Origin of the sequence: Nocardioides sp. GCM10023255, assembly GCF_042653125.1 — a bacterium.
Taxonomy (GTDB): Bacteria; Actinomycetota; Actinomycetes; order Propionibacteriales; family Nocardioidaceae; genus Nocardioides.
In genome coordinates, this window is sequence record NZ_JBHSHU010000010.1 from 367,534 (window position 1) to 389,917 (window position 22,384).

The window sequence follows — 22,384 nt, forward strand, 5'->3', positions numbered from 1 at the left end:
CTGCGCGCCGTACGACGAGGAGGACCGTGGTCACCGTAGGGATCTGCGAGGACGACCCCGCCATCCGGCGCGTCGTCGCACAGGCCCTCGAGCTGAGCGGCCACTCGGTGCTCACCGCCCACAACGGCTCGGAGGCGCTCCAGCGGTTCGGCGCGGAGGCGCAGCTCGACGCGATCGTGCTGGACATCGGGCTCCCCGACGCGGACGGCCGCGACGTGTGCCAGGCGCTCCGGTCGGCGGGCCAGTCCTGCCCGGTGCTGTTCCTGACGGCGCTCGGCGCCGTCCACGACCGGCTCTCCGGCTTCAGTGCCGGCGCCGACGACTACCTGCCCAAGCCCTTCGACGTGAAGGAGCTCATCGCCCGGGTCGAGGCGCTGGCGCGGCGCGGCCGCCCGGCCGCGGAGCCCGTCGGCGACCTCGTCCTGGACCCGGCGCGCCACTCGTTGCGGCACGGCGACGCCGAGGTGATGCTCACCCCCACGGAGTTCCGGATGCTGGCCGCGATCACGTCGCGGCCGGGCGAGGTCGTCCGCCGTCAGACCGTGGTCGCCGCCGCCTGGCCGGACGGGGCGCACGTCAGCGAGAACACCGTCGACTCCTACGTCCGGCGGATCCGGGCCAAGCTCCGCGAGCTCGACACCACGGCGACGCTGCGCACCGTGCGCGGCGTCGGGTTCACGCTGCGGTGAGGGCCCCGCGCTGGCTGGCGACCAGCTTCCGCTCCCAGCTCGTCCTGACCACCATGCTGCTCACGGGCGTGGGGATGGTGCTGGTGACCCTGGGCCTGCAGCTGATCCTGCACCGGATCATCGAGGGCAACCTGGACCAGGTCCTGCACGACCGCGCCTCCTCGGTGGTGGCCGTGGTCGACACCGCCTCCGGCACGCAGCTCACCGTGCCCGACGGCGTCGTGGAGCCCGGCGTCCAGGTGTACGACGACCGCGGCCGCGCGGTCGCCGGCTCCACCTGGGCCCGGCTGCGACCCCAGATGACCGAGCTGTCGCGGGCCGGCACGCCCCGCACCCTCGACGTCGGCGAGGACTACCGGCTCTACGCCCGCCCGTTCACCACCGGCTCGGGTGCGAGCGGCGTGGTGGTCGTCAGCGAGTCCCGGCACGCCTACGAGGAGGCCGAGCTCTACATCCTGCTGACCAGCCTGGCGGTCGGGATCATCGTGGTCCTCGCGGTCGGCGGCGTGGCCCGCTGGGTCACCGCGCGGGCGTTGGCCCCGGTCGCCCAGATGGCCGAGCGGGCCACCGACTGGAGCGAGCACGACCTCGGCCGACGCTTCGAGCTCGGTCCACCGACCAACGAGATCTCGGCACTCGGCGCCACCCTCGACGGGCTGCTGGAACGGGTCGCCATGACGATCCGCGCCGAGCAGCGGCTCACCGCCGAGCTCGCGCACGAGCTGCGCACGCCGCTGGCCGCGATCCAGGGCTCCGCCGACCTCGCGCTGATGCGCGACGGCCTGACCGACGAGGCCCGACTGGACCTCGAGCAGATCGCGGCGTCCTCCCGGGTGATGGCCGAGACGATCACGACCCTGCTGGAGCTGGCGCGCACCGCCGGCGACGCGGCGGGGTCGGCGACGTGCCGTCTCTCCGAGGTGGTGGAGGCCGTGGCTCCCCTGGTCCCCGAGCCCCTGCGGCTCGACGACCGGGTGCCCGCCGACGGTGCCGGCGGCGTACGCATCGCCGCACCCCGCGACCTGGTGGTGCGCGCGGTCTCGCCCGTGGTGGAGAACGCCGCGCGGCACGCCCGGACCCGGGTGTGCCTGGAGGCGGTGGTCTCCGCGTCCTCGGTCGACCTGCGGGTCCGCGACGACGGGCCGGGTGTCGACGCCGCCGTGCGGGACCGGCTGTTCACCCCCGGCGCCGTCGGCCCGGGCGGCGGGACCGGTCTGGGCCTGGGCATCGCGCGTCGCGTCGCCCGGTCGGTCGGCGGCGACGTCGACGTCGACGTCGACGTCGCCACTCCCGGGGAGGGCAGCGAGGGAGCCGTCTTCGTGGTCCGGCTCCCCCGCCTGTGACGTCCGCGGAGGTCAGGCGGCGCCGAACCAGCCCGCGAGGCGCGGCACCCGCCGCACCACCACCTGGTCGAGCGCCAGCACCAGCAGCAGGGAGACCCCGAACAGGGGCAGCAGCACGCCCAGCGCGACCACCCCGAGCAGCAGGAGCGGCGAGGTCCGCAGCGGCAGCCGACCGCGGGGTGCACCCAGCGAGGTCCGGCCACGCGGCCGGCGCCGCCACCACAGCAGCGGCCCGGTCACGCACGAGCCGATGACCAGCAGGCAGGTCAGCACCGCCACTGCGAAGGACCACCCGCCCAGGCTGCGGCCCTCGTGCAGGCCGATGCCCAGGGAGACCGTCTTGGCCAGGGCCGGGTAGTCCTCGAAGCCGTACGCCGCGACGACCGAGCCGTCGTGCCGGTCGACGTGGACGGTGCGCTCGTCCTGCGGCGCGTCGAAGGCGTAGCCGATGACCGAGTAGACACCTGCCTCGCCGGCCGGGAGCGCCACGGTCATCGGGTGCCGGAGCCCCTCGTGGTCCGCGACCATCACCGCCCTGTCCAGGGTGACCGCGGCGGTGCCGTGGGTGTGTCCCGAGGAGCTCGGCACCGAGGTGTCGCCCATCGCCCACGGGACCTCGTGCTGGTGGCTGTGCGGCAGCGACTCGTCCAGCGTGGAGACGGGGCCGGAGACCGCCCCGGGGTCGGTGCTCCACAGCGACGAGCCACGGTCGGTGGCGAGCTCCTGGGCCTGCTCGCCCCACACCCCGGTCCACGGGAGCCCGGAGACCAGCAGCATGAGCAGGCCCAGGCCGACGGCGGACCCGGACCACGCGTGCACGACGCGCAGCCGCGCGCCCGGTCGCCGCGCACGTCGGCCGCGCACCCGCGCCCGCCAGCCGCGGACGAACAGGTAGTAGCCGGTCAGCGCCATCACGATCGCCCAGCAGGCGCCGAGCTCGAGGAGGTGGTCGCCCCAGCGGCCGGCCATCAGCTCGGCGTGCAGCCGCACGGCGTACCCGGACAGGGTGGTGTCGGGATCGAGGGCGCCCAGCACCTCGGCGTCGTAGGGGTCGACGAAGACGTCGCGGGTGCTGCCGTCGGCCAGGGTCGTCGAGAAGACGGTGCTGCCGTCGTGGCCCTCCGGCTCGCGCATCGAGACGATGGTGGCGTCGGGATGCGCGGCCGCCACCGCCTCCTCCTGCGCCGCGTAGGACTTGCGCACGATGTCGCCGCTGGGGGCCTCGACCCTCATCAGGTCGGCGTGCAGGAGCGGCTCGAGCTGGAACCTGAGCAGGTAGACCAGGCCCGTCGAGGCCAGGACCAGGAGGACGGGTACGACGAGGAAGCTGGCGTAGAAGTGCCAGCGCCACAGGGCCCGGAAGAGTCCGGGCCGGGATCGGGGTGGGCGCACGGCGGGTTCCGGGCGCACGCGCAGGTCGGTCATGGGTCGCTCTCTCTCGATCTGGTGCCCGCAGCGGGGCAGGAGGGGACGCACGCACGACCCGCCGGGCGCGCGGGCGCGCCACCGGCGGGGTGCTGCGGTGGGTCGAGTGCCGTCAGGCGGCGAGAGCGGACGGCGGTCCGCGGCGGACCACCGCGCGGGCGAGCAGGGGGGTCGGGGCCGTCGGGCCGGGCCAGGCGGCGACGACCGGGTTCTGGCGCCGGGCCGCGGGGGCGGGAACCACGGCGACGAGGACACGGAGCGGGGCGCAGGCGAGCGCGCCGGCCAACGCGACGAGCGTCCACAGCGCCTGCTCGCCCACCGCGAGCCACAGCCCGACGAGCGCCGAGGCCACCAGGTGGGCGGCCATCATGGGCGCGTGGTCGGACAGGTCCGCCACCAGGTGCCCGAGCGGCAGCGCCGGGCCGGGGCCGAGCGCCGGGCCGGCGGCGGCGTCGTACTGGTCCAGCAGGGAGCCGACCCGGCGGCCGTCCACCACGGGCAGCGGCGACGGGGCACGTCGGACGACAGCGGTCGTGTGGTCACCGGCGTGACCCGCCGTCACCGTGAGCGCGAGGTGGACGAGCGTCTGGCCACCGACCGTGACCGCCACCAGGCGCAGCCGGGTGGCGGGCCGTCCGAGCAGCGCCGCGCAGGTCACCAGGACGAGCGCGGCCAGGACCGTCAGCCCGGCCGGGCCGGGCAGCAGGCCGTCGGCGGAGGTGTGCCCGACGACGCCCGTCACGAGGACGACCGCGGCCAGGAGCAGGGCGCGCCCCCACAGCAACGCTCCGCTGACGTCCCGGGTCACCGGTGCATTGTCGCAGGGGCGGCGCCCGCGGCCCGCCCTGGCTAGTTCAGGATGCGCATGGTCGACGGCACCCCGCCACCGCGGTGCACGTCCTCCACGAGCTCCTGGAGCGCGGTGAGCGCGACGTTCTGCGCCATCGGGCCGTAGGAGACCCGCGCGACGCCGAGCTCCTCGAGGCGCGCCAGCGGCGGGGTCCCCGGGATGCCGATCAGGGTGAGCCGCTGCGGCCCGAAGGCGTCGACCAGGGTCGCCACCTGCTCCTCGTCCAGCCGGGCCGGCACGAAGACCACCGGAGCACCCGCGTCGAGGTAGGCCTTGCCCCGCTCGATCGCGGTCGCCAGGTTGTCCGCCGGGTCCTTGTCGCGGCCGAGGTGGAAGGCGTCGGTGCGGGCGTTGAGGACGAAGTCGACACCCTCCAGCTCGGCGACCTTCATGATCTTCTCGACGTTGGCAGCGGCCTCGGCGAGCGGACGCATCTGGTCCTCGATGTTGGCGCCGACGACACCGAGCCCGATCGCCCGGCGGACCGTCTCGGCGGGGTCGCCGTACCCACCCTCGAGGTCGGCCGTCACGGGCTTGTCGGTCGCCGTGACGATGCGACCGACCGCCTCGAGCATCAGGTCGAGCGGGATGTTCTCGCCGTCGGGGTAGCCGTAGCTCGCCGCGATCGAGTGGCTCGCGGTCGCGAGGGCGGTCGTGCCCTCGACGGCGGCGACGGTGGTGGCGCTGACGACGTCCCAGACGTTGACGACGGTCAGCAGCTTGGGATCACGGTGGAGGCGGAGCAGCTCGGCGCCGCGGTCGATGGTTGCTTGGTCTGCCATGTGCCGAATCTAGTCAGGTCCGCGCAACCGGGGTCGGTCCCCGGCCCCTGCCATCCGACCCTGACGCGCGGCGCAACCCGGGCCCGACGATGGCCACGAGGCTCGTCGAGAGGGGACACCATGGGCAACAACACCGGGGCGGCCGCGGGTGGCGGGGCGCTCTACGGGCTCGGCATCTTCGGCGCCTGGGTCTACTTCTGGCAGCAGGCGGACCGGTTCTGGGAGTACGCCTACGCGATCTTCCAGGGGATCTTCTGGCCCGCCTACATGGTCTACGACGCCTTCTCGAAGCTGAACTGACACGTCGGCCGCAGGCGGGACGTCATGCGAAGTGGTGCCTAGGACCCCCAGTTCGTATGACGTCCTGCCCGGCCGCTCACACGAAGGTCGGGAACGTCGGCTCAGGCAGCGGACCGGACGACCGGTCCCGCGCCTGCTCGTAGCCGTGCGCGATCTCGACGAGCGTCGCCTCGCTGCCCGCGGCGCCCCAGAAGGAGACCGCCACCGGGAGACCGGCCGCCAGCTCGGTCGGCACCGTGAGCAGCGGGTAGCCCGCCAGCGCCGTCGGCGCGGTGCAGGAGCCGGGGAAGGACTCCGGGTTCACCAGGTCGATGGGGTTCGCCGGGGCGTACGACGGCGTGACCAGCGCGTCCAGCCGGTGCTCACGCAGCACCCGGTCGATGCCGTCCTCCCGGGACGCGGCGACGCAGCGGGCACGCGCCGCGGCGTACTCCGGCGAGCCGTCCTCCGGCCCGGCCAGCGCCTTCTCGAAGAGCCCCTGCCCGAAGTGCGCCAGCTCGCGGTCGGCGTGGTCGCGGTTGAACTGCACGACCTCCTCGAGCGACCGCGGCACGTCGCCGGGCCGGGTGGCGAGGTAGTCCCCCAGGCCGGACCTCAGCTCGGCCAGGAGCACCAGGAGCTCGTCCTCCCACAGCGAGGGCTCGTACGCCGGCAGGTCGGCGTGGTCGACGATCGTCGCCCCCTCGGCCGCCAGCAGGGCGACGGCGCGCTCCGCGGCGGCGTCCGCGTGCGGCGAGTAGCCCCAGTAGGTGGCCCGGGGCACGCCGATCCGCTTCCCCGCCAGCCGGCCGGGGACCGCGTGGGCGGCGTAGTCCACCCCGTCGCCGGCCAGCACCGAGAGCAGCGCGGCGGCGTCACGCACGGTCCGCGCCATCGGTCCGGGCGCGTCCTGGGAGCGCGAGATCGGCACCACGCCGGCCGTGGGGACCAGCCCCACCGTCGGCTTGATCCCGACGCAGCCGTTGAACGCCGCCGGGCAGGTGATCGAGCCGTCGGTCTCCGTGCCGACCGCGAACGGCGCCAGCCCGGCCGCGACCGCCGCGCCGCTGCCCGAGCTGGAACCACCCGCGGACCGGTTCAGGGCATAGGGGTTGCGGGTCAGGCCGCCGTACGCGCTCCAGCCCGACGCCGACGACTCGTCACGGATGTTGGCCCACTCCGACAGGTTCGTCTTGCCCAGCACGACCATCCCGGCCTCCCGCAGCCGGCGCACGAGGGCCGCGTCCTCACGCGGGGGCGGTGCGTCGGCCAGCGCCAGCGACCCCGCGGTCGTGGGCAGGTCGTGGGTGTCCACGTTGTCCTTGACCAGCACCGCCCGCCCGTGCAGCGGGCCGCGCACGCCTCCGTGCGCCGCCTCCCGGTCGCGTCGTGAGGCCTCGGCGAGCGCGTCCGGGGCGAGGGTGCACACGGCGTTGGTGTCGGCGTCGACGGTGGCGATCCGGTCGAGGAGCTGCTCGACGGACTCGCGGGAGGCGTGGTGGGACATGCGCCGATCCTGCCGCACCGCGCCACGTGGGCCGGGGCTATCCCCAGAAGACCTTGTCCACGACCGCACGCGCGTGCCGGGTGATCCGCAGGTAGTCGTTGACCATCGTGTCCGAGGCGCCGGGCGGGTAGCCGAGGATGGTGGCGACGGCAGCCTTCTCCCGCGGGTCGCGGGGCAGGTTGTCCCCCGGCTTCCCCCGCACCAGCGTGACCGCGTTGCGGATCCGGCTCACCGTGCGCCACGCGTGCGCCAGCTCGACCGCGTCGTCGTCCTCGACCAGTCCCGCGGACCGGGCGGCGTCGAGCGCCTCGAGGGTGCGGGACGTGCGCAGGCGCGGCACCTGTCCGGCGTACTGCATCTGCAGCAGCTGGACCGTCCACTCGATGTCGGCGAGCCCGCCCCGGCCCAGCTTGAGGTGGGTGTGCGGGTCCGCGCCGCGCGGCAGCCGCTCCTCGTCGACGCGTGCCTTGATCCGGCGTACCTCCAGCACGTCGTCCGCACTGATCCCCTCGGTCGGGTAGCGCAGCGGGTCGATCAGCTCCTCGAACCGCCGCCGCAGCTCGAGGTCGCCGACGACGGCGTCCGCGCGCAGCAGCGCCTGGGCCTCCCAGACCTTCGACCACTTGGCGTAGTAGGCCGCGTAGGAGTCCAAGGTCCGCACCAGCGCCCCCTGCTTGCCCTCCGGCCGCAGGTCGGCGTCCACCTGCAGCGCGGGGTCGGCCCCGGGCAGCGAGAGCAGGCGGCGCAGCTCGTTGGCGACGGCCTGGGCGTACGACGACGCGGCCTGCGGGTCGGCGCCCGGCTCCGGCTCGTGCACGAACAGGACGTCGGCGTCGCTGCCGTAGGACAGCTCGAAGCCGCCGTAGCGGCCCATGGCCACCAGCGCCATCCGGGTGGGCGCGTCCTCGAAGCTGCGCTGCATCCGCACCGACCGTCCGGCGACCCCCAGCGTCGCCTCCAGCGTGGCGTCGGTCAGCCGCGACAGGCCGGCCCCGACCTCGGCCACGTCGATGAGCCCGAGCAGGTCACCGCTGGCGATCCGGAAGAGCTCGCGACGCCGGATCGCGCGGATCGCCCGGACCGCCTTCTCGGGGTCGACCTGCCGGCCGGCGGACGCGAGCATCTCCTCGGTCAGCGCCTCGGCGGTCAGCGGCACCAGGTCCTCACCGAGCATCCGCACGCCCTGCGGCTCCCGCTCGAGCAGGCTGGTGGCGTAGCGGGAGGTTGCCAGCAACCGGGCCAGCCGCTCGGCGACCTCCCCCTCGTCGCGCAGGGTCTTGAGGTACCACGGCGTGTCCCCCAGCGACTCGCTGATCCGGCGGAACCCGAACAGCCCGGCGTCGGGGTCGGGGGCGTCGGCGAACCACTCGAGCATCGCGGGCAGCAGCGTGCGCTGGATGTTGGCGCTGCGCGAGACCCCGCTGGTGAGTGCCTCGAGGTGCCGCAGCGCGGCCTTCGGGTCCAGGTAGCCCAGGGCCGCCAGCCGCTCCCCCGCCGCCTCCAGGGAGAGCCGGGCCTCGGTGCCGGGGATCTTGGCCACCGCGGCCAGCAGCGGCCGGTAGAAGAGCTTCTCGTGCAGCCGGCGCACCTCGCGACGGTGGTGCTGCCAGACCTTCTCGAGCGTGCCGACCGGGTCCTTGAACATCCCCATGCTGCGGCCGAGCCGGCGCAGCGACGCCTCGTCCTCGGGCACCACGTGGGTGCGTCGCAGCCCGAAGAGCTGGATCCGGTGCTCGAGCGTGCGCAGGAAGCAGTACGCCTCGTGCAGCGCCTCGCCGTCCTCGCGGCCGACGTACCCGCCGCGGGTCAGCTCGGCCAGCGCGCTGAGCGTGGTGGGCGGCCGGATGGACTCGTCGGCGCGACCGTGCACCAGCTGCAGCAGCTGCACCGCGAACTCCACGTCGCGCAGGCCTCCCGAGCCCAGCTTGAGCTGGCGCTCGGCCTCGCGGGGCGGGATGTTGTCGAGCACCCGCCGGCGCATCGCCTGGGTGTCACCGACGAAGCCGTCACGCTCGGCTGCGGTCCACACCATCGGCGAGACGATCGCGAGGTACTCGCCACCGAGGGCGAGGTCACCGGCGACCGGGCGGGCCTTGAGCAGCGCCTGGAACTCCCATGTCTTGGCCCAGCGCTCGTAGTACCCCCGGTGGCTGGCCAGGGTCCGCACCAGGGGGCCCGCCTTGCCCTCGGGACGCAGCGCGGCGTCGACCGGCCAGATCGTGCCCTCGGCGGTGTGGTCGGAGCAGACCTGCATCAGGTGGCTGGCGAGCTGGGTCGCGGCGCGGGTCGCAGCGTTCTCCGCCGCTCCCTCGACCGGCTCGTACACGAACACGACGTCGACGTCCGACACGTAGTTGAGCTCGTGGCCGCCGCACTTGCCCATCGCGACCACTGCGAGCCGGGCCAGCGCCGCGTCCGCACCGACGCGCTGGCGGGCGATCGCGAGGGCCGCCTCCAGCGTGCCGGCGGCGAGGTCGGAGAGCTCCGCGGCCGCGTCGTCCAGCCCGAGGTCGTGGGCCAGGTCGCGCGCCGCCAGGCGCAGCAGCAGCCGGCGGTACTCCACCCGCAGCACGTCGAGCGCCCGCTCGTCGTCGAGGGTCGCGGTGGGTGACGGGTCCTCGGGGTCGGCACCCACCGCGCGCAGCAGGTGCGCGCGCAGGGCGTACGCCGCGGGCCGGGTGGACCCCAGCTCGGGGTCGGTGAGCTCGCGCCACTGCTCCGGGTGACGGACCAGGTGGTCGGCGAGCGCCTGGCTCGCGCCGAGCACGCACAGCAGCCGCATGGCGGTGCCCTCGTCGTCGACCAGCTCCTCCAGCAGCGCCTCGCGGTCCGGAGCTGCCTCGGCGAGCCGGGCCAGGGAGACGGTCGCGAGGTCGGGGTCGGCGGTGCGGGACAGCAGGGCGACCAGTGGCTCGGCGGCCGCACCGAGCACGTCCAGGGAGGCCAGCGAGGCGTCGGCGTCCTGGAACCCCAGGCGCAGCAGCGAGCCCTTGCTGGTGGCCGGCCGGCTCATCGGTGGCCCGTGCTCATCCGCGACGTCCGGCGTGGGTGCGCGCCAGGGCCGCGAAGCCGGACGCGAGCGGACGCCAGGCGGCGTCGAGCTCCGCGCGGGCCTCGGCGATGTCGCGCATCAGCGCGTCCTGGTCGATGCCCCGGGCCTCGTGCGAGCCGCGGTCCGACTCGGCCCACGGCGCCAGCACGTCGTGGTCGACCTCGGGGTGCAGCTGCACGCCCCAGACGGCGGGCGCGAAGCACGCGGCCTGCACCTCGCCGGCCCCGGTCGCCGCCAGCAGGGTCGCGCCGTCCGGCAGCCGGGTGACGATGTCGTCGTTCCACTGCACCCCCCGGCGTGGCGCGGCCAACGGGCCGAGCAGCGGGTCGGCGAGCGCCTCGGCGGTCCAGCCGACCTCGAGCAGCCCGAGCTGCTGGCCGCGCGGGTTGCGCCCGACCGTGCCGCCGAGCGCCACGGCGATCAGCTGGTGGCCCAGGCAGATGCCGAGCGTCGGCAGCCCGGTGGCGACCGCGTCGCGGACCCGCTCCTTCACGACGGGGAGCCACCGGTGCTTGGCGTCGTCGTTGGCGCCCATGGGCCCGCCCAGCACCAGGAGCGCGTCGTACGACTCGAGGCCGGGGACCTCGTCGCCGGCGTAGGGCCGGCACACCTCCAGGGCGCACCCGGCCTCGACCAGCCAGTCCCCCACGAGCGCGGGCGGGCAGTCGTCCTCGTGCTGGACGACGAGCACGGTCGCATCGGTCACGGTCGCAACCTATCCGTCAGAGGGCTGCCCCGGACGGGCGTCCCGCCCCGGCAGCACCGCGATGAGCAGCAGCAGGATCCCGACGATGGTGACGAACAGCCCGGGTCCGGTCCGGCTGAGCAGCAGGCCGACCAGGACCACGACCCAGGCGGTGCCCACGACCCAGGACCCGGCCCGGGGGTCGGCCCGACCGAGCAGCTTCAGGGTGCGCGCGGAGAGCCCGAGCATGACCGCGGCGGGCAGCGCCACCACCAGCAGGACCAACAGCGGGTCCGACCCGGCGGCCAGGAACGCCAGCGCGAAGACGGCCATCAGGGCCGCGACCACGACCACGACCCACAGCAGGATCCGCAGCTGGCGGGCACGCGCCGGCTCGTAGGTCCGGCTCATATGACCGGCAGCATCCGGTCCCGCTCGAAGGCGGAGACCTGCCCGCGGTACTCCTCCCACTCGGCGCGCTTGTTGCGCAGGAAGAAGTCGAAGACGTGCTCGCCGAGGGTGTCGGCGAGCAGCTCGGACTCCTCGGCGATCCCGATCGCGTCGTGCAGGCTGCGCGGCAGCGGGTCGATACCGAGGCTCTTGCGCTCGCGCTCGGAGAGCGACCACACGTCGTCCTCCGCCTCGCGCGGCAGGTCGTAGCCCTCCTCGATGCCCTTCATGCCGGCGGCGAGCACGACGGCGTACGCGAGGTAGGGGTTGCAGGCCGCGTCGATCGTGCGCAGCTCGACTCGCGTCGACTGACCCTTGTTGGGCTTGTACATCGGCACCCGGATCATCGCCGAGCGGTTGTTGTGGCCCCAGCAGATGTACGACGGCGCCTCGCCGCCGAACATCATCCGCTTGTAGGAGTTGACCCACTGGTTGGTCACGCAGCTGATCTCGCTGGCGTGGCGGAGCACCCCGGCGATGAACTGGCGGCCGGTCTTGGAGAGCTGGTACTCGGCGCCGGCCTCGAAGAAGGCGTTGGTGTCGCCCTCGAACAGCGACACGTGGGTGTGCATGCCCGAGCCGGGGTGCGTGGTGAACGGCTTGGGCATGAAGGTCGCCCAGATGCCCTGGCTCAGCGCCACCTCACGGATCACGGTCCGGAACGTCATGATGTTGTCGGCGGTGCTCAGCGCGTCGGCGTACCGGAGGTCGATCTCCTGCTGGCCCGGCCCGCCCTCGTGGTGGCTGAACTCCACCGAGATGCCCATCGCCTCGAGCATGGTGATCGCCTCGCGGCGGAAGTCGGCACCCATCGACTGCGCGGTGTGGTCGAAGTAGCCGCTGCGGTCGACCGGGACCGGCTCGTCGCCGGCCTCCGGGGCGTTCTTGAAGAGGTAGAACTCGATCTCGGGGTGGGTGTAGAAGGTGAACCCCTGCTCCGCGGCCTTGCCCAGGGTGCGCTTGAGCACGAAGCGGGGATCGGCGTACGACGGGGAGCCGTCGGGCATCACGATGTCGCAGAACATGCGCGCGGTCGACGGGCCCTCACCCCGCCACGGCAGGATCTGGAACGTCGACGGGTCCGGCTTGGCCAGCATGTCGGCCTCGTAGACCCGGGCGAAGCCCTCGATGGCGGAGCCGTCGAATCCGATGCCCTCGGCGAACGCACCCTCGAGCTCCGCGGGCGCCACCGCCACGGACTTCAGGAAGCCCAGGACGTCGGTGAACCAGAGCCGGACGAACCGGACGTCACGCTCCTCGAGCGCGCGGAGAACGAAGTCTTCCTGCTTACCCATGAGGCCAACTATGGCGCATCGGCGGCGCCGGACCCGTCGGGGTCTCCGGGCCGGGCACGAGGGCCCGGCGCCGCTCCGCTGCGCCTGCAGGTCAGGGGCGCTCGCAGAACACGACGTCCTGCGCGCCGAGGATGCCCTTGTAGGCGTGGAGCATCGGCTTCCACCACTCGGTGGTGGTGCCGATCCACGCGCGCGCGGCCGTCGTCGGCGATCCGTCCACGCCGGGGATGGTCACCTTCCGCACGACCAGCGGCAGGAGCACCGCGTTGCGCGTCGTACCGGCCCAGCAGCCGGAGGCGCGTCGCTTGGTCCGGGCCTCCCGGTTGTCGACCTCCGAGCCGACCGGCTCGTGGGCGTAGCGGAAGGCGATCTGTGTGACCGCCCCGACGTTGCCCTCCCACGGCGCCCGCACCGATGCGCTGAGGCCGTGGGTGTGCCGGGTGGCGATGTCGAAGCTGACCCGGCCGTCGCGGACGCGGTGGGTGCGGGACTCCCACACGTGCTCGCGGCCGCGCACCGCCTGGTAGAGCCGGACGTGGCAGCGGTTGCAGCCGTCCACCAGGAAGGCGACCGTGGTGCGGTCCCCGGCGGTCGCCCTGGGCTGGACGACGGCCTGGGCGGCGGCCGGGTGGCCGGTCGGCGCGGACGCCGCCGCCCCCGGGCCGGCGGTCGAGACCATCCCCCCGAGTCCGGCCACGAGGGTGGTCACCAGCAGGGCCGCGCGTCGTACCGGACTGATCCGAGTCATGTCTTCGATCTCCTCGTGCGAGGAGGGCCCGGTGCTCCCGATGAGCGCCGGCGCCCTTCCGCAGAGGTAGACGTGGTCGACCGAGGATTTGTTGCGGTCAGTTCTCCGGGACGTTGGCCTCGAGCTCGGCCAGCCACGCGGCGGCGCTCGCGTCGGAGGGCATCCGCCAGTCACCGCGGGGCGACATGGTGCCGCCGGCGCTCACCTTGGGTCCGTTGGGGAGCGCGGACCGCTTGAACTGGTTGGCGAAGAACCGGTTCACGAACACGACCATCCACTTCCGGATCGTCGCCAGGTCGTAGGCGAGCCGGCGGTGCTCCGGCAGGTGCGGCGGCCACTCCCCCGCCTCGGCGTCGCGCCAGGCGTGCCAGGCGAGGAAGGCGATCTTGCTCGGGACGAAGCCGAGCCGGATCACGTAGAAGAGCGTCAGGTCCTGCAGCGCGTAGGGCCCGACGGACTCCTCGGTCGCCTGCGGCTTGTCGCTCTCCTTCTGGGGCACGAGCTCGGGGGTGATCTCCTGCTCCACGATGTCGTGGAGCACGTCGTTGGTCTCCTCGTCGAACTGGCCGCTCTCGGCCACCCAGCGGATCAGGTGCTGGATGAGGGTCTTGGGGACGCCGGCGTTGACGTTGTAGTGGGACATCTGGTCGCCCACGCCGTAGGTGCACCAGCCCAGGGCCAGCTCGGAGAGGTCGCCGGTACCGAGGACGATGCCGCCGCGGTGGTTGGCGAGCCGGAAGAGGTAGTCCGTGCGCAGCCCGGCCTGGACGTTCTCGAAGGTGACGTCGTAGACCTCCTCGCCGTGGCTGTACGGGTGGTCGAGGTCCTTGAGCATCTGCCCGGCCGCGCCGGTGATGTCGAGCTCCTCGAAGGTGATCCCGAGCGACTTTGCCAGCCGGTAGGCGTAGGACTTCGTGGTGTCGCCCGTCGCGAAGCCCGGCATGGTGAAGCCCAGGATGTCGCTGCGCGGCCGGTCCAGCCGGTCCATCGCCTTGGCAGCGACGATCAGCGCGTGGGTGGAGTCGAGGCCACCGCTGACCCCGATCACGACCTTGGGCTGCCAGGTCGACCCGCCGATGGCGGAGAGTCGCTGCTCGAGGCCGGAGACCTGGATGTTGTAGGCCTCGTAGCAGTCCAGGGCCAACCGCTCGGCGTCGTCGGGCACGAACGGGAAGCGGTCGACCTTGCGACGCAGGCCGATGTCGCCGGTCGGCGGCTCCAGCTCGAAGCCGACGGTGCGGAACTCGCGCACCCGCTCGTCGTACGTGCGCCGGTTGTCGTCGAAGGTGCCCTGCCGCAGCCGCTCCTGGCGGATCCGGTCGAGGTCGACGTCGGCGACCGCCCGGCGGGGCTCCTCGGGGAAGCGCTCGCACTCGGCGAGCAGCTGGCCGCACTCGTAGACCATCGTCTGGCCGTCCCAGCTCAGGTCGGTGGTCGACTCGCCCTGGCCGCCGGCCGCGAAGAGGTACGCCGCGCTGCAGCGCGAGCTCGCGCTGCGGACGAGCAGTCGCCGGTCCTCCGCCCGGGCGACGGTGATCGGGCTGCCCGAGAGGTTGGCGAGCACGGTGGCGCCCGCCAGCGCCGCCTCGGAGCTGGGCGGGATCGGCACCCACATGTCCTCGCAGACCTCGACGTGCAGGGTCAGGCCCGGGACGTCGGTGGCGGAGAACAGCAGGTCGGGGCCGAACGGCACCTCGGTCCCGCCGAGGCGGATCGTGGACCCACGCCGGTCGTCGCCGGGCGCGAACCAGCGGCGCTCGTAGAACTCCCGGTAGGTCGGCAGGTAGGACTTCGGCGAGACGCCCAGGACCCGACCCCGGTGGATCACCACGGCGCAGTTGAGGACGCGGGTGCCGTGCACCAGCGGCGCGCCCACGACGATGACCGGCACCAGGTCGGTCGAGGCCGCCACGATCTCGCCGATCGCGTCCTCGACGGCGCCCAGCAGGACGTCCTGCAGGTGCAGGTCCTCGATCGAGTAGCCGGCCAGGGTCAGCTCGGGGAAGATCGCCACCGCCACGCCGTCGTCGTGACAGGCACGGGCCTGCTCGAGCACCGTGCGGGCGTTGGCAGCGGGGTCCGCGATCGCGATCGGCAACGTGCAGGCGGCGACGCGGGCGAACCCGTGGGCGTAGGCGGAGTAGAAGTCCACGTCTGGGAGTTTCCCACGCGCCGCGTCTCAAACCCGGGCGGTCACCGTCCAGGCGGTCGCGCCGACGTCGAACGGCCCCGCGGACAGGCGCTGCTCGCAGGCCGCCCGGATCGTCTCGCGCTCCGCCGGGTCGAGGCCCGACACGAAGTCGCCGGCCGGCCCGACGCCGAGCGTGTAGGGCTCCCACCACTCCTCGAAGTCGGCGTAGTGCACGGTCACGGTGAGCTCACGGGGCTCGACGGCGTGCAGCCCCGCCACCGCGGCCAGCTCCTCGAGCTGGCCCGCGCGGGAGCCCGCCAGGCCCGACTCGTCGCGGACCCCGGCCCTGAGCTCGTTGACGACCGACCAGAAGGGCGAGAGCGGGCCGCGGCCACCCGCGTGGTCCCACACGCACGCAGCCACCACGCCGCCGGTCCCGGTGACGCGGCGCATCTCGCGCAGCCCGGCGACCGGGTCGCGCATGAAGTGGACGACCAACTGGGCCAGCGTCACGTCGAAGGTGCCGTCGTCGTAGGGCAGCTCCTCGGCCGTTCCCTGTCGCACGTCCACACCGGGCAGCCGCGCGCGCACCGCGGCCACGAACGACGGCGACGGGTCGATGGCCGAGACCGCGTCGTGGCCCACCCGCTCGGCGAGCACCGCGGTCAGCGCGCCCGGGCCGCAGCCGACGTCGAGCACGCGCTGCCCTCGCCGCACCCCCGCCAGGTCGGCGAGCTGCGGAGCCAGCGGGTCGGCGTACCGACCCATGAAGCGGTCGTACGCCGCCGCGGGCACGTCGAAGGCCACACATCGACTGTACGACCGCCCACGGCGCTCGGGACAGCGATGATTCGGGTGGTCTGCGGCAGTCACAACGTCCAGACGCCGGGACTCCAGCTCCGGCCCGACCCGAGGAATCCGCCATGACCTCCATCAGCCCCTGCCTGTGGTTCGACGACAACCTCGAGGAGGCGATGGAGTTCTACACGAAGATCTTCCCCCGCTCCTCGATCACCAGCGTCTCCCGCTACGGCGAGGCCGGGCCCGGCGAGCCGGGCACCGTGATGGCCGGCGAGTGGGTGCTCGACGGCCAGACATTCCGCGGCATCAACGGCGGTCCGATGTTCGCCGGCTTCACCGAGACCATCTCCTTCAGCGTGACCTGCGCCGACCAGTCCGAGGTGGACTACTACTGGGACAACCTCGTCGCCGGTGGCGAGGAGTCGATGTGCGGCTGGCTCAAGGACAGGTTCGGGCTCTCCTGGCAGATCGTCCCGACCCGGCTGCACGAGCTGCTCAGCGACCAGGACCCCGCTCGCGCGCAGGCGGCCATGCAGGCGATGCTGCGGCAGCGGCGGATCGTGATCTCTGAGCTGGAGGCTGCGGCGGACGCTGCGTGAGTCTGTGCGGCGGCCTTTCCGGCGGTTGCCTTTCAAGGGTGGCCTTTCCGGCGGTGGCCGGGCCTCTCTCGGGCTGTGGCTCGGGGCTGGCTCGTGCGTGCCCTCCGCCGCGGACCGCGCGCCGTCGCTTGCTTCGCGGCGGCGCCGCACACCGCCGCCTCGGGTCGGGTCCGCTGGCGGCGCCCCCGCTCGCCCTTACGCTCCTCGCGCGCGGTCCGCCGCTGCGGGCCCGCCTGCCCGCCCCCTCGTCCTTCGCCCTTCTCTGCTGAGGGTGGTTGTCGATCCCTGACCCGGCTCGACGGTCGTCATCGGGCGGATCCTGGCACCTGACGGCCGGACGGGACCGCGTCGATCGGTCAGAGACCGCACCGAAATCGCCGAAAGTGATGCGGTTGGTGACCAAACCGCACGTGACCGCGACCCGAGCCCGGGAGCCGACCCCAAACCGAAGCCCACCTCCCCGTAGCCAGCCAAGACCGCAACCGAAAGCAGCCGGAGAGCCGGGAGCAAACCGCACCAGGAGCCGAGTCGATCCCTGACCCGGCTCGACGGTCGTCATCGGGCGGAGCCTGGCACCTGACGGCCGGACGGGACCGCGTCGATCGGTCACAGACCGCACCGAAATCACCGAAAGCGATGCGGTTGGTGACCAAACCGCACGTGACCGCGACCCGAGCCCGGGAGCCGACCCCAAACCGAAGCCCACCTCCCCCGTAGCCAGCCAAGACCGCAACCGAATTCAGCCGAAGAGCCGGGAGCAAACCGCACCAGGAGCCGAGTCGATCCCTGACCCGACTCGACGGTCGTCATCGGAGCCTGGCACCCGACGGCCGGACGGGACCGCGTCGATCGGTCACAGACCGCACCGAAATCGCCGAACGTGATGCGGTTGGTGACCAAACCGCAACCGAAAGCCCGGGAGCCGACCCCAAACCGAAGCCCACCTCCCCCGTAGCCAGCCAAGACCGCAACCGAAAGCAGCCGCAGAGCCGGGAGCAAACCGCACCAGGAGCCGAGTCGATCCCTGACCCAGCTCGACGGTCGTCATCGGGGCCTGGCACCCGACGGCCGGACGGGACCGCGTCGATCGGTCACAGACCGCACCGAAATCGCCGAAAGCGATGCGGTTGGTGACCAAACCGCAACCGAAAGCCGGGAGCCGACCCCAAACCGAAGCCCCCCGTAGCCAGCCAAGTCCGCAACCGAAAGCAGCCGGAGAACCGGGAGCAAACCTCAACCCCAGCCGAACGCAGGCCGAGACTCCCGTGACCATCGACACAGCGCCCCCACCCGCATGCCGGACTAGCCTGACCAACGGTCCGTGGACTCCATCAGGGAGCTGCGAGATGACGCCGATGGGAGCTCGCCATGAGCGACGACAAGACCGAACAGCCCGCGCCGTACGGCTCCGGCCCGGCGGCCGCGAGCGCGCCGCCCGCCAAGCGGGTGCGCACCCACCACCTGCGTGAGATGAAGCAGCGCGGCGAGAAGATCACGATGCTCACGGCCTACGAGCAGTACGCCGCCCAGACCTTCGACGAGGCCGGCATCGACATCCTGCTGGTGGGCGACTCCGCCAGCAACAACGTCTACGGCAACGAGACCTCGCTCCCGGTGACGGTGGACGAGCTGATCCCCCTGGCCCGGGCCGTGACCCGGAGCGCCCGGCGCGCCCTCGTGGTCGCCGACCTGCCGTTCGGCAGCTACCAGGCATCCCCGGAGCAGGCCTACCTGACCGCGGTGCGGTTCATGAAGGAGGCCAACGCCCACGCGGTGAAGCTGGAGGGCGGCCTCGAGATGGTGCCGCAGGTCCGCAAGCTGACCGAGGGCGGCGTGCCGGTGATGGCGCACATCGGCTTCACCCCGCAGTCCGAGCACAACCTCGGTGGCTACCGGGTCCAGGGCCGCGGCGACGCGGCCGCGAAGGTCGTCGAGGAGGCGCGGGCCCTCGAGGCCGCCGGCGCCTTCGCCGTGGTGATGGAGATGGTGCCCGGCGACGTGGCGGCCGAGGTCACCAAGGCCGTCGGGATCCCCACGATCGGCATCGGCGCCGGCGTCGACTGCGACGGCCAGGTGCTGGTCTGGCAGGACGCGTTCGGGCTGCGCACCGGCCGGATGGCGAAGTTCGTCAAGCAGTACGCGGACCTGCACGGCGTGCTGCTCCAGGCCGCCCGGGAGTACGCCGCCGACGTGAAGGCACAGAGCTTCCCGGGGCCCGACCACACGTTCTGAGTCCTGACATTTGTCATGCCGCGGTCGTGACCGGCGGCGGAGGGACGGGACGGTGCGAGCGGCCACGCTGGTCGCATGACACAGACTGACCACCCGCTGCCGGACACCGCCGTCCGGCTGCCCGCGGTCCGCCTCGACGGGGTGACGAAGGACTTCGGTGCCGTGCACGCCGTGCGCGGGATCGACCTCGAGCTCGAGCAGGGCGAGGTCGTCGCCTTCCTCGGACCCAACGGCGCGGGCAAGACCACGACGATCGACATGGTGCTGGGGCTCTCCCAGCCCACTGCCGGCGAGGTGACGGTGCTCGGTCACCGCCCGCGCCAGGCCGTCGCCCGCGGCCTGGTGTCGGCGGTGATGCAGACCGGCGGCCTGCTCAAGGACCTCACGGTCCGCGAGACGGTCGAGTACACCGCGAGCCTGTTCGCCGACACCAAGCCGGTCCACGAGGTCCTCGAGGACGCCGGCATCACCGGCATCGCGGAGCGCAAGGTGGCGAAGTGCTCGGGGGGCGAGCAGCAGCGGCTGCGGTTCGCGATGGCGCTGCTGTCGGATCCTGCCCTGCTCCTCCTCGACGAGCCGACCACCGGCATGGACGTCGAGGGGCGGCGCGCATTCTGGTCGGCGATCCGGCGCGACGCCGGCAAGGGCCGCACCGTCCTCTTCGCGACCCACTACCTCGAGGAGGCCGACCAGTACGCCGACCGCATCGTCCTGATCAGCGGCGGCCGGATCGTGGCCGACGGCACCGGCTCCGAGATCCGGGCCCTGGCGACCGGTCGCACCGTGCGCGCCACGCTCCCCCACGTGGACACGACGGCCCTCGCGCGCATCGGCGGCGTCGAAGGGGTGGAGGTGCGCGGCGAGACCGTCATCGTGCACGCGAAGGACAGCGACGCGGTCGCCCGCTACCTGCTGACCGAGACCGCCGCACGAGACCTGGAGATCACCGCCAAGGGCCTCGAGGACGCCTTCATCAGCCTGACCGGAGCCACCACCGAGGAGCAGTCGTGAGCAGCATCGGCATCGACCGCACGGACCGCCGGGTCCCGCCGCTGGGCGGCTTCAACACGACCGTGCTGCGCATCGAGCTGCGCCGGATGCTGCGCAACCGGCGCACCATCTTCTTCACGCTGCTCTTCCCCGCCGCGATGTTCCTGTCGTTCGGTGGCACCGCCGGGTGGGACGACGACGCCGGCAACGGCAACGTGGCGGCGTACATCATGGTGTCGATGGCGTTGTACGGCGCGGCCCTCACCGCCGCGTCCGGCGGGGCGATGGTGGCGATGGAGCGTGCGCTCGGCTGGTCGCGCCAGCTGCGCCTCACCCCGCTGAACCCCGCCGTCTACATCCTGATGAAGGCGGTGCTCGCCCTCGTCCTCGGTGCGGTGGCCATCACGGTCGTCAACGTCGCCGGGATCGCCCAGGGCAAGCCGCACATGCCGACGCACGTGTGGATCGGGTGCGCCGTGCTCACGCTCTTCTGCACCATGGTCTTCGCGGCGCTCGGGGTGTTCGTGGGCTACCTCGTCCCCGGCGAGAACGCCATGCAGGTGCTCGGCCCCGGGCTGGCGCTGTTCTCCTTCCTCGGCAACGTCTTCATCCCGCTGGACCCCGGCACCTGGATCTACCGGATCGCCGAGTGGACCCCCATGTTCGGCGTCGCCGAGATCAGCCGCTGGCCGTTGACCGACGAGCTGCCGTGGACCGCGGTCGTCAACGCCCTGGTGTGGTTCGGCGTCTTCGTCGGGGGCGCCGCATGGCGGATGAGCAAGGACACGGCGCGCGTGTGACTAGTCTTCGCGCCATGAGCGAGCCCCGGTCGTCCCAGCAGGTGCTGGGACGGCTGGGGCCGCTGTTCGCCGGGGTGTGGCTGTTCTTCCTCGCCGACCCGCTGCTCGACGCCTGGGCGGACCGGCACTCCCTCGCCGGCGCGGTCGGGCTGGCGGCCACGCTCGCCTTCGCTGCGACGTACATGGCGCTGTGGGTGCAGCTGCGCGCCGACCGGCAGCGGCTCGTCCCGGACCCGCCGCTGCGCTTCACCCTCCCCTACCTCGGGGCCCTGGTGGCGCTGGGCGGGGTCATGGTCGCCGCCGTCGGCGAGACCGGCCTGGCCAGCGTCGTCTACATCGCGGTGAGCTGCGTGATGGTGCTGCCGCTGCGGGCGGCCGTGCCCGTCGTGGTGGTGCTCACCGTCGGCGCGCTCGCGCTGAGCGGTGTCGAGGGCTGGGGAAGCCAGGTGGGGCTCGCGTTCGGCATCATGGCCGCGTCGGTCGCGATCTTCGGCATGCGCACGGTGATGCGCCGCAACATGGACCTCATCCGTGCGCACGAGGTCAACGCCAACCTGGCCGTCGAGAACGAGCGCACCCGCTTCGCCCGCGACCTCCACGACATCCTCGGTCACTCCCTGACCGTGATCACCGTGAAGGCGGAGCTGGCCCAGCGGCTGCTCGACGTCGACGTCGAGCGGGCGCGGGCCGAGGTCGCGGACCTCGAGAGGCTCAGTCGCGACGCGCTCGCCGACGTACGCCGTGCGGTGGAGGGCTACCGCGAGCTGACCTTGCCCGGCGAGCTCTCCCGGGCCCGTACCGCCCTGGAGGCCGCCGAGATCGAGGCGCACCTGCCGAACTCGACCGACGACGTGCCCACGCACCTGCGCGAGCTGTTCGCGTGGACGGTCCGGGAGGGTGTCACGAACGTGATCCGCCACTCCGGCGCCCGCACCTGCGAGGTCCGGCTCACCCCGACCGCGGCCGAGGTCCGCGACGACGGGTGCGGCCCCCACGGCACCGGCAAGGCCGGGTCCGGGCTCGCCGGGCTGCGTGAGCGCGCCGCCGCGGTCGGCGCCACCGTCGTCACCCGGGACCTCGCACCCGGACACTCGCTGATGGTGGTGGAGGACTCGTGAGCATCCGGTTGCTGCTCGCCGACGACCAGGCCCTGGTCCGCGGCGCCCTGTCCGCGCTGCTCGGGCTCGAGCCCGACCTCGAGGTGGTGGCCGAGGTGGGTGCCGGCGACGAGGTGGTCGCCGCCGTGCTCGAGCACCGGCCCGACGTGGCGCTGCTCGACGTCGAGATGCCGGGCATGGACGGCATCAGCGCCACCGCCGAGGTGCGCCGGGTCCGCCCCGAGACACGGGTCCTCATCGTCACCACCTTCGGACGCCCGGGCTACCTGCGCCGGGCGCTGCAGGCGGGTGCGGCGGGATTCGTCGTCAAGGACACGCCCGCGGCCCAGCTCGCCGACGCCGTACGCCGTGTGCACGCCGGCCTGCGCGTGGTCGACCCCGCGCTGGCCACCGACAGCCTGGTGTCCGGTGACTCGCCGCTGACCGCGCGGGAGACCGAGGTCCTCCGGGCGGCCCGCGACGGCGCCCCCGTCGCCGCCATCGCGCGACAGCTCTTCCTCTCCGAGGGCACCGTCCGCAACCACCTCTCGGCCGCGATCGGGAAGACCGGCGCGGTCAACCGGACCGAGGCGGTGCGGGTGGCCGACGGGCACGGCTGGCTCTGAGGG

20 protein-coding genes are annotated in these 22,384 nt (G+C 73.2%); 9 read left to right on the top strand and 11 right to left on the bottom strand.

Annotated elements, in window-relative coordinates:
• Positions 1–26: 26 nt before the first annotated feature.
• On the top strand, positions 27–689 hold the full coding sequence (locus ACFO9I_RS18385; RefSeq protein ID WP_379183476.1) for a response regulator transcription factor: 663 nt from the start codon (positions 27–29) through the stop codon (positions 687–689).
• Complete coding sequence (locus ACFO9I_RS18390) at positions 686–2,032, top strand: sensor histidine kinase (RefSeq protein ID WP_379183478.1); 1,347 nt, start codon at positions 686–688, stop codon at positions 2,030–2,032. The genes ACFO9I_RS18385 and ACFO9I_RS18390 overlap by 4 nt, the downstream gene beginning before the upstream one ends.
• Before the next feature lie 12 nt (positions 2,033–2,044).
• On the opposite strand, the gene ACFO9I_RS18395 is transcribed toward ACFO9I_RS18390, so the two are convergent.
• The 3 genes from ACFO9I_RS18395 to ACFO9I_RS18405 all read right to left on the bottom strand — a co-directional run bounded on the left by ACFO9I_RS18395 (position 2,045) and on the right by ACFO9I_RS18405 (position 5,089).
• Positions 2,045–3,457: a PepSY-associated TM helix domain-containing protein gene (locus ACFO9I_RS18395; protein ID WP_379183480.1), complete on the bottom strand. Its 1,413-nt coding sequence runs from the start codon at positions 3,455–3,457 to the stop codon at positions 2,045–2,047.
• A gap of 112 nt (positions 3,458–3,569) precedes the next feature.
• Positions 3,570–4,265, bottom strand: a complete 696-nt coding sequence (locus tag ACFO9I_RS18400) for a hypothetical protein (protein ID WP_379183482.1) — start codon at positions 4,263–4,265, stop codon at positions 3,570–3,572.
• 41 nt (positions 4,266–4,306) lie between these two features.
• Entirely contained in the window at positions 4,307–5,089 is a 783-nt protein-coding gene (locus ACFO9I_RS18405; protein ID WP_379183484.1) for an isocitrate lyase/PEP mutase family protein, read from the bottom strand.
• Positions 5,090–5,209: 120 nt separating this feature from the next.
• Between ACFO9I_RS18405 and ACFO9I_RS18410 the strand changes: the two genes are divergently transcribed.
• Positions 5,210–5,389, top strand: coding sequence for a hypothetical protein (locus tag ACFO9I_RS18410; RefSeq protein WP_379183486.1), 180 nt, complete (start codon positions 5,210–5,212; stop codon positions 5,387–5,389).
• Between the two features lie 76 nt (positions 5,390–5,465).
• Here the strand turns inward: ACFO9I_RS18410 and ACFO9I_RS18415 are convergent, their stop codons facing one another.
• The 8 genes from ACFO9I_RS18415 to ACFO9I_RS18450 all read right to left on the bottom strand — a co-directional run bounded on the left by ACFO9I_RS18415 (position 5,466) and on the right by ACFO9I_RS18450 (position 16,043).
• Positions 5,466–6,875 (bottom strand): amidase, encoded by a 1,410-nt coding sequence (locus ACFO9I_RS18415; protein WP_379183488.1) that lies wholly within the window; start codon positions 6,873–6,875, stop codon positions 5,466–5,468.
• Positions 6,876–6,912: 37 nt separating this feature from the next.
• Positions 6,913–9,888 carry a bifunctional [glutamine synthetase] adenylyltransferase/[glutamine synthetase]-adenylyl-L-tyrosine phosphorylase gene (locus ACFO9I_RS18420; protein ID WP_379183489.1) on the bottom strand — a complete coding sequence of 992 codons (2,976 nt, stop codon included), beginning with the start codon at positions 9,886–9,888 and terminating at the stop codon, positions 6,913–6,915.
• 13 nt (positions 9,889–9,901) lie between these two features.
• Entirely contained in the window at positions 9,902–10,633 is a 732-nt protein-coding gene (locus ACFO9I_RS18425) for a type 1 glutamine amidotransferase (RefSeq protein ID WP_379183491.1), read from the bottom strand.
• A 9-nt stretch (positions 10,634–10,642) separates the two neighbouring features.
• Positions 10,643–11,023: a hypothetical protein gene (locus ACFO9I_RS18430; protein ID WP_379183493.1), complete on the bottom strand. Its 381-nt coding sequence runs from the start codon at positions 11,021–11,023 to the stop codon at positions 10,643–10,645.
• The gene (locus ACFO9I_RS18435; protein WP_379183495.1) at positions 11,020–12,357 is read right to left on the bottom strand and encodes a glutamine synthetase family protein; all 1,338 of its coding nucleotides are present in this window, start codon (positions 12,355–12,357) and stop codon (positions 11,020–11,022) included. The genes ACFO9I_RS18430 and ACFO9I_RS18435 overlap by 4 nt, the downstream gene beginning before the upstream one ends.
• Before the next feature lie 91 nt (positions 12,358–12,448).
• The gene (locus ACFO9I_RS18440) at positions 12,449–13,105 is read right to left on the bottom strand and encodes a hypothetical protein (RefSeq protein ID WP_379183497.1); all 657 of its coding nucleotides are present in this window, start codon (positions 13,103–13,105) and stop codon (positions 12,449–12,451) included.
• A gap of 97 nt (positions 13,106–13,202) precedes the next feature.
• Complete coding sequence (locus ACFO9I_RS18445) at positions 13,203–15,257, bottom strand: NAD(+) synthase (protein WP_379183499.1); 2,055 nt, start codon at positions 15,255–15,257, stop codon at positions 13,203–13,205.
• 27 nt (positions 15,258–15,284) lie between these two features.
• Entirely contained in the window at positions 15,285–16,043 is a 759-nt protein-coding gene (locus ACFO9I_RS18450) for a class I SAM-dependent methyltransferase (RefSeq protein ID WP_379183501.1), read from the bottom strand.
• Between the two features lie 116 nt (positions 16,044–16,159).
• Here ACFO9I_RS18450 and ACFO9I_RS18455 point away from each other — a divergent pair, with 116 nt between their 5' ends.
• The 6 genes from ACFO9I_RS18455 to ACFO9I_RS18480 all read left to right on the top strand — a co-directional run bounded on the left by ACFO9I_RS18455 (position 16,160) and on the right by ACFO9I_RS18480 (position 22,381).
• On the top strand, positions 16,160–16,636 hold the full coding sequence (locus tag ACFO9I_RS18455) for a VOC family protein (protein ID WP_379183503.1): 477 nt from the start codon (positions 16,160–16,162) through the stop codon (positions 16,634–16,636).
• Positions 16,637–18,004: 1,368 nt separating this feature from the next.
• On the top strand, positions 18,005–18,868 hold the full coding sequence (panB, locus tag ACFO9I_RS18460) for a 3-methyl-2-oxobutanoate hydroxymethyltransferase (protein WP_379183505.1): 864 nt from the start codon (positions 18,005–18,007) through the stop codon (positions 18,866–18,868).
• Positions 18,869–18,943: 75 nt separating this feature from the next.
• Positions 18,944–19,879 carry an ABC transporter ATP-binding protein gene (locus ACFO9I_RS18465; RefSeq protein ID WP_379183507.1) on the top strand — a complete coding sequence of 312 codons (936 nt, stop codon included), beginning with the start codon at positions 18,944–18,946 and terminating at the stop codon, positions 19,877–19,879.
• Positions 19,876–20,658 (top strand): ABC transporter permease, encoded by a 783-nt coding sequence (locus tag ACFO9I_RS18470; protein ID WP_379183509.1) that lies wholly within the window; start codon positions 19,876–19,878, stop codon positions 20,656–20,658. Before ACFO9I_RS18465 ends, ACFO9I_RS18470 begins: the two co-directional genes overlap by 4 nt.
• Before the next feature lie 14 nt (positions 20,659–20,672).
• A complete protein-coding gene (locus ACFO9I_RS18475; protein WP_379183511.1) occupies positions 20,673–21,776 on the top strand; it encodes a sensor histidine kinase in 1,104 nt (367 codons plus the stop codon).
• On the top strand, positions 21,773–22,381 hold the full coding sequence (locus ACFO9I_RS18480; RefSeq protein ID WP_379183513.1) for a response regulator transcription factor: 609 nt from the start codon (positions 21,773–21,775) through the stop codon (positions 22,379–22,381). The genes ACFO9I_RS18475 and ACFO9I_RS18480 overlap by 4 nt, the downstream gene beginning before the upstream one ends.
• Positions 22,382–22,384 lie beyond the last annotated feature (3 nt).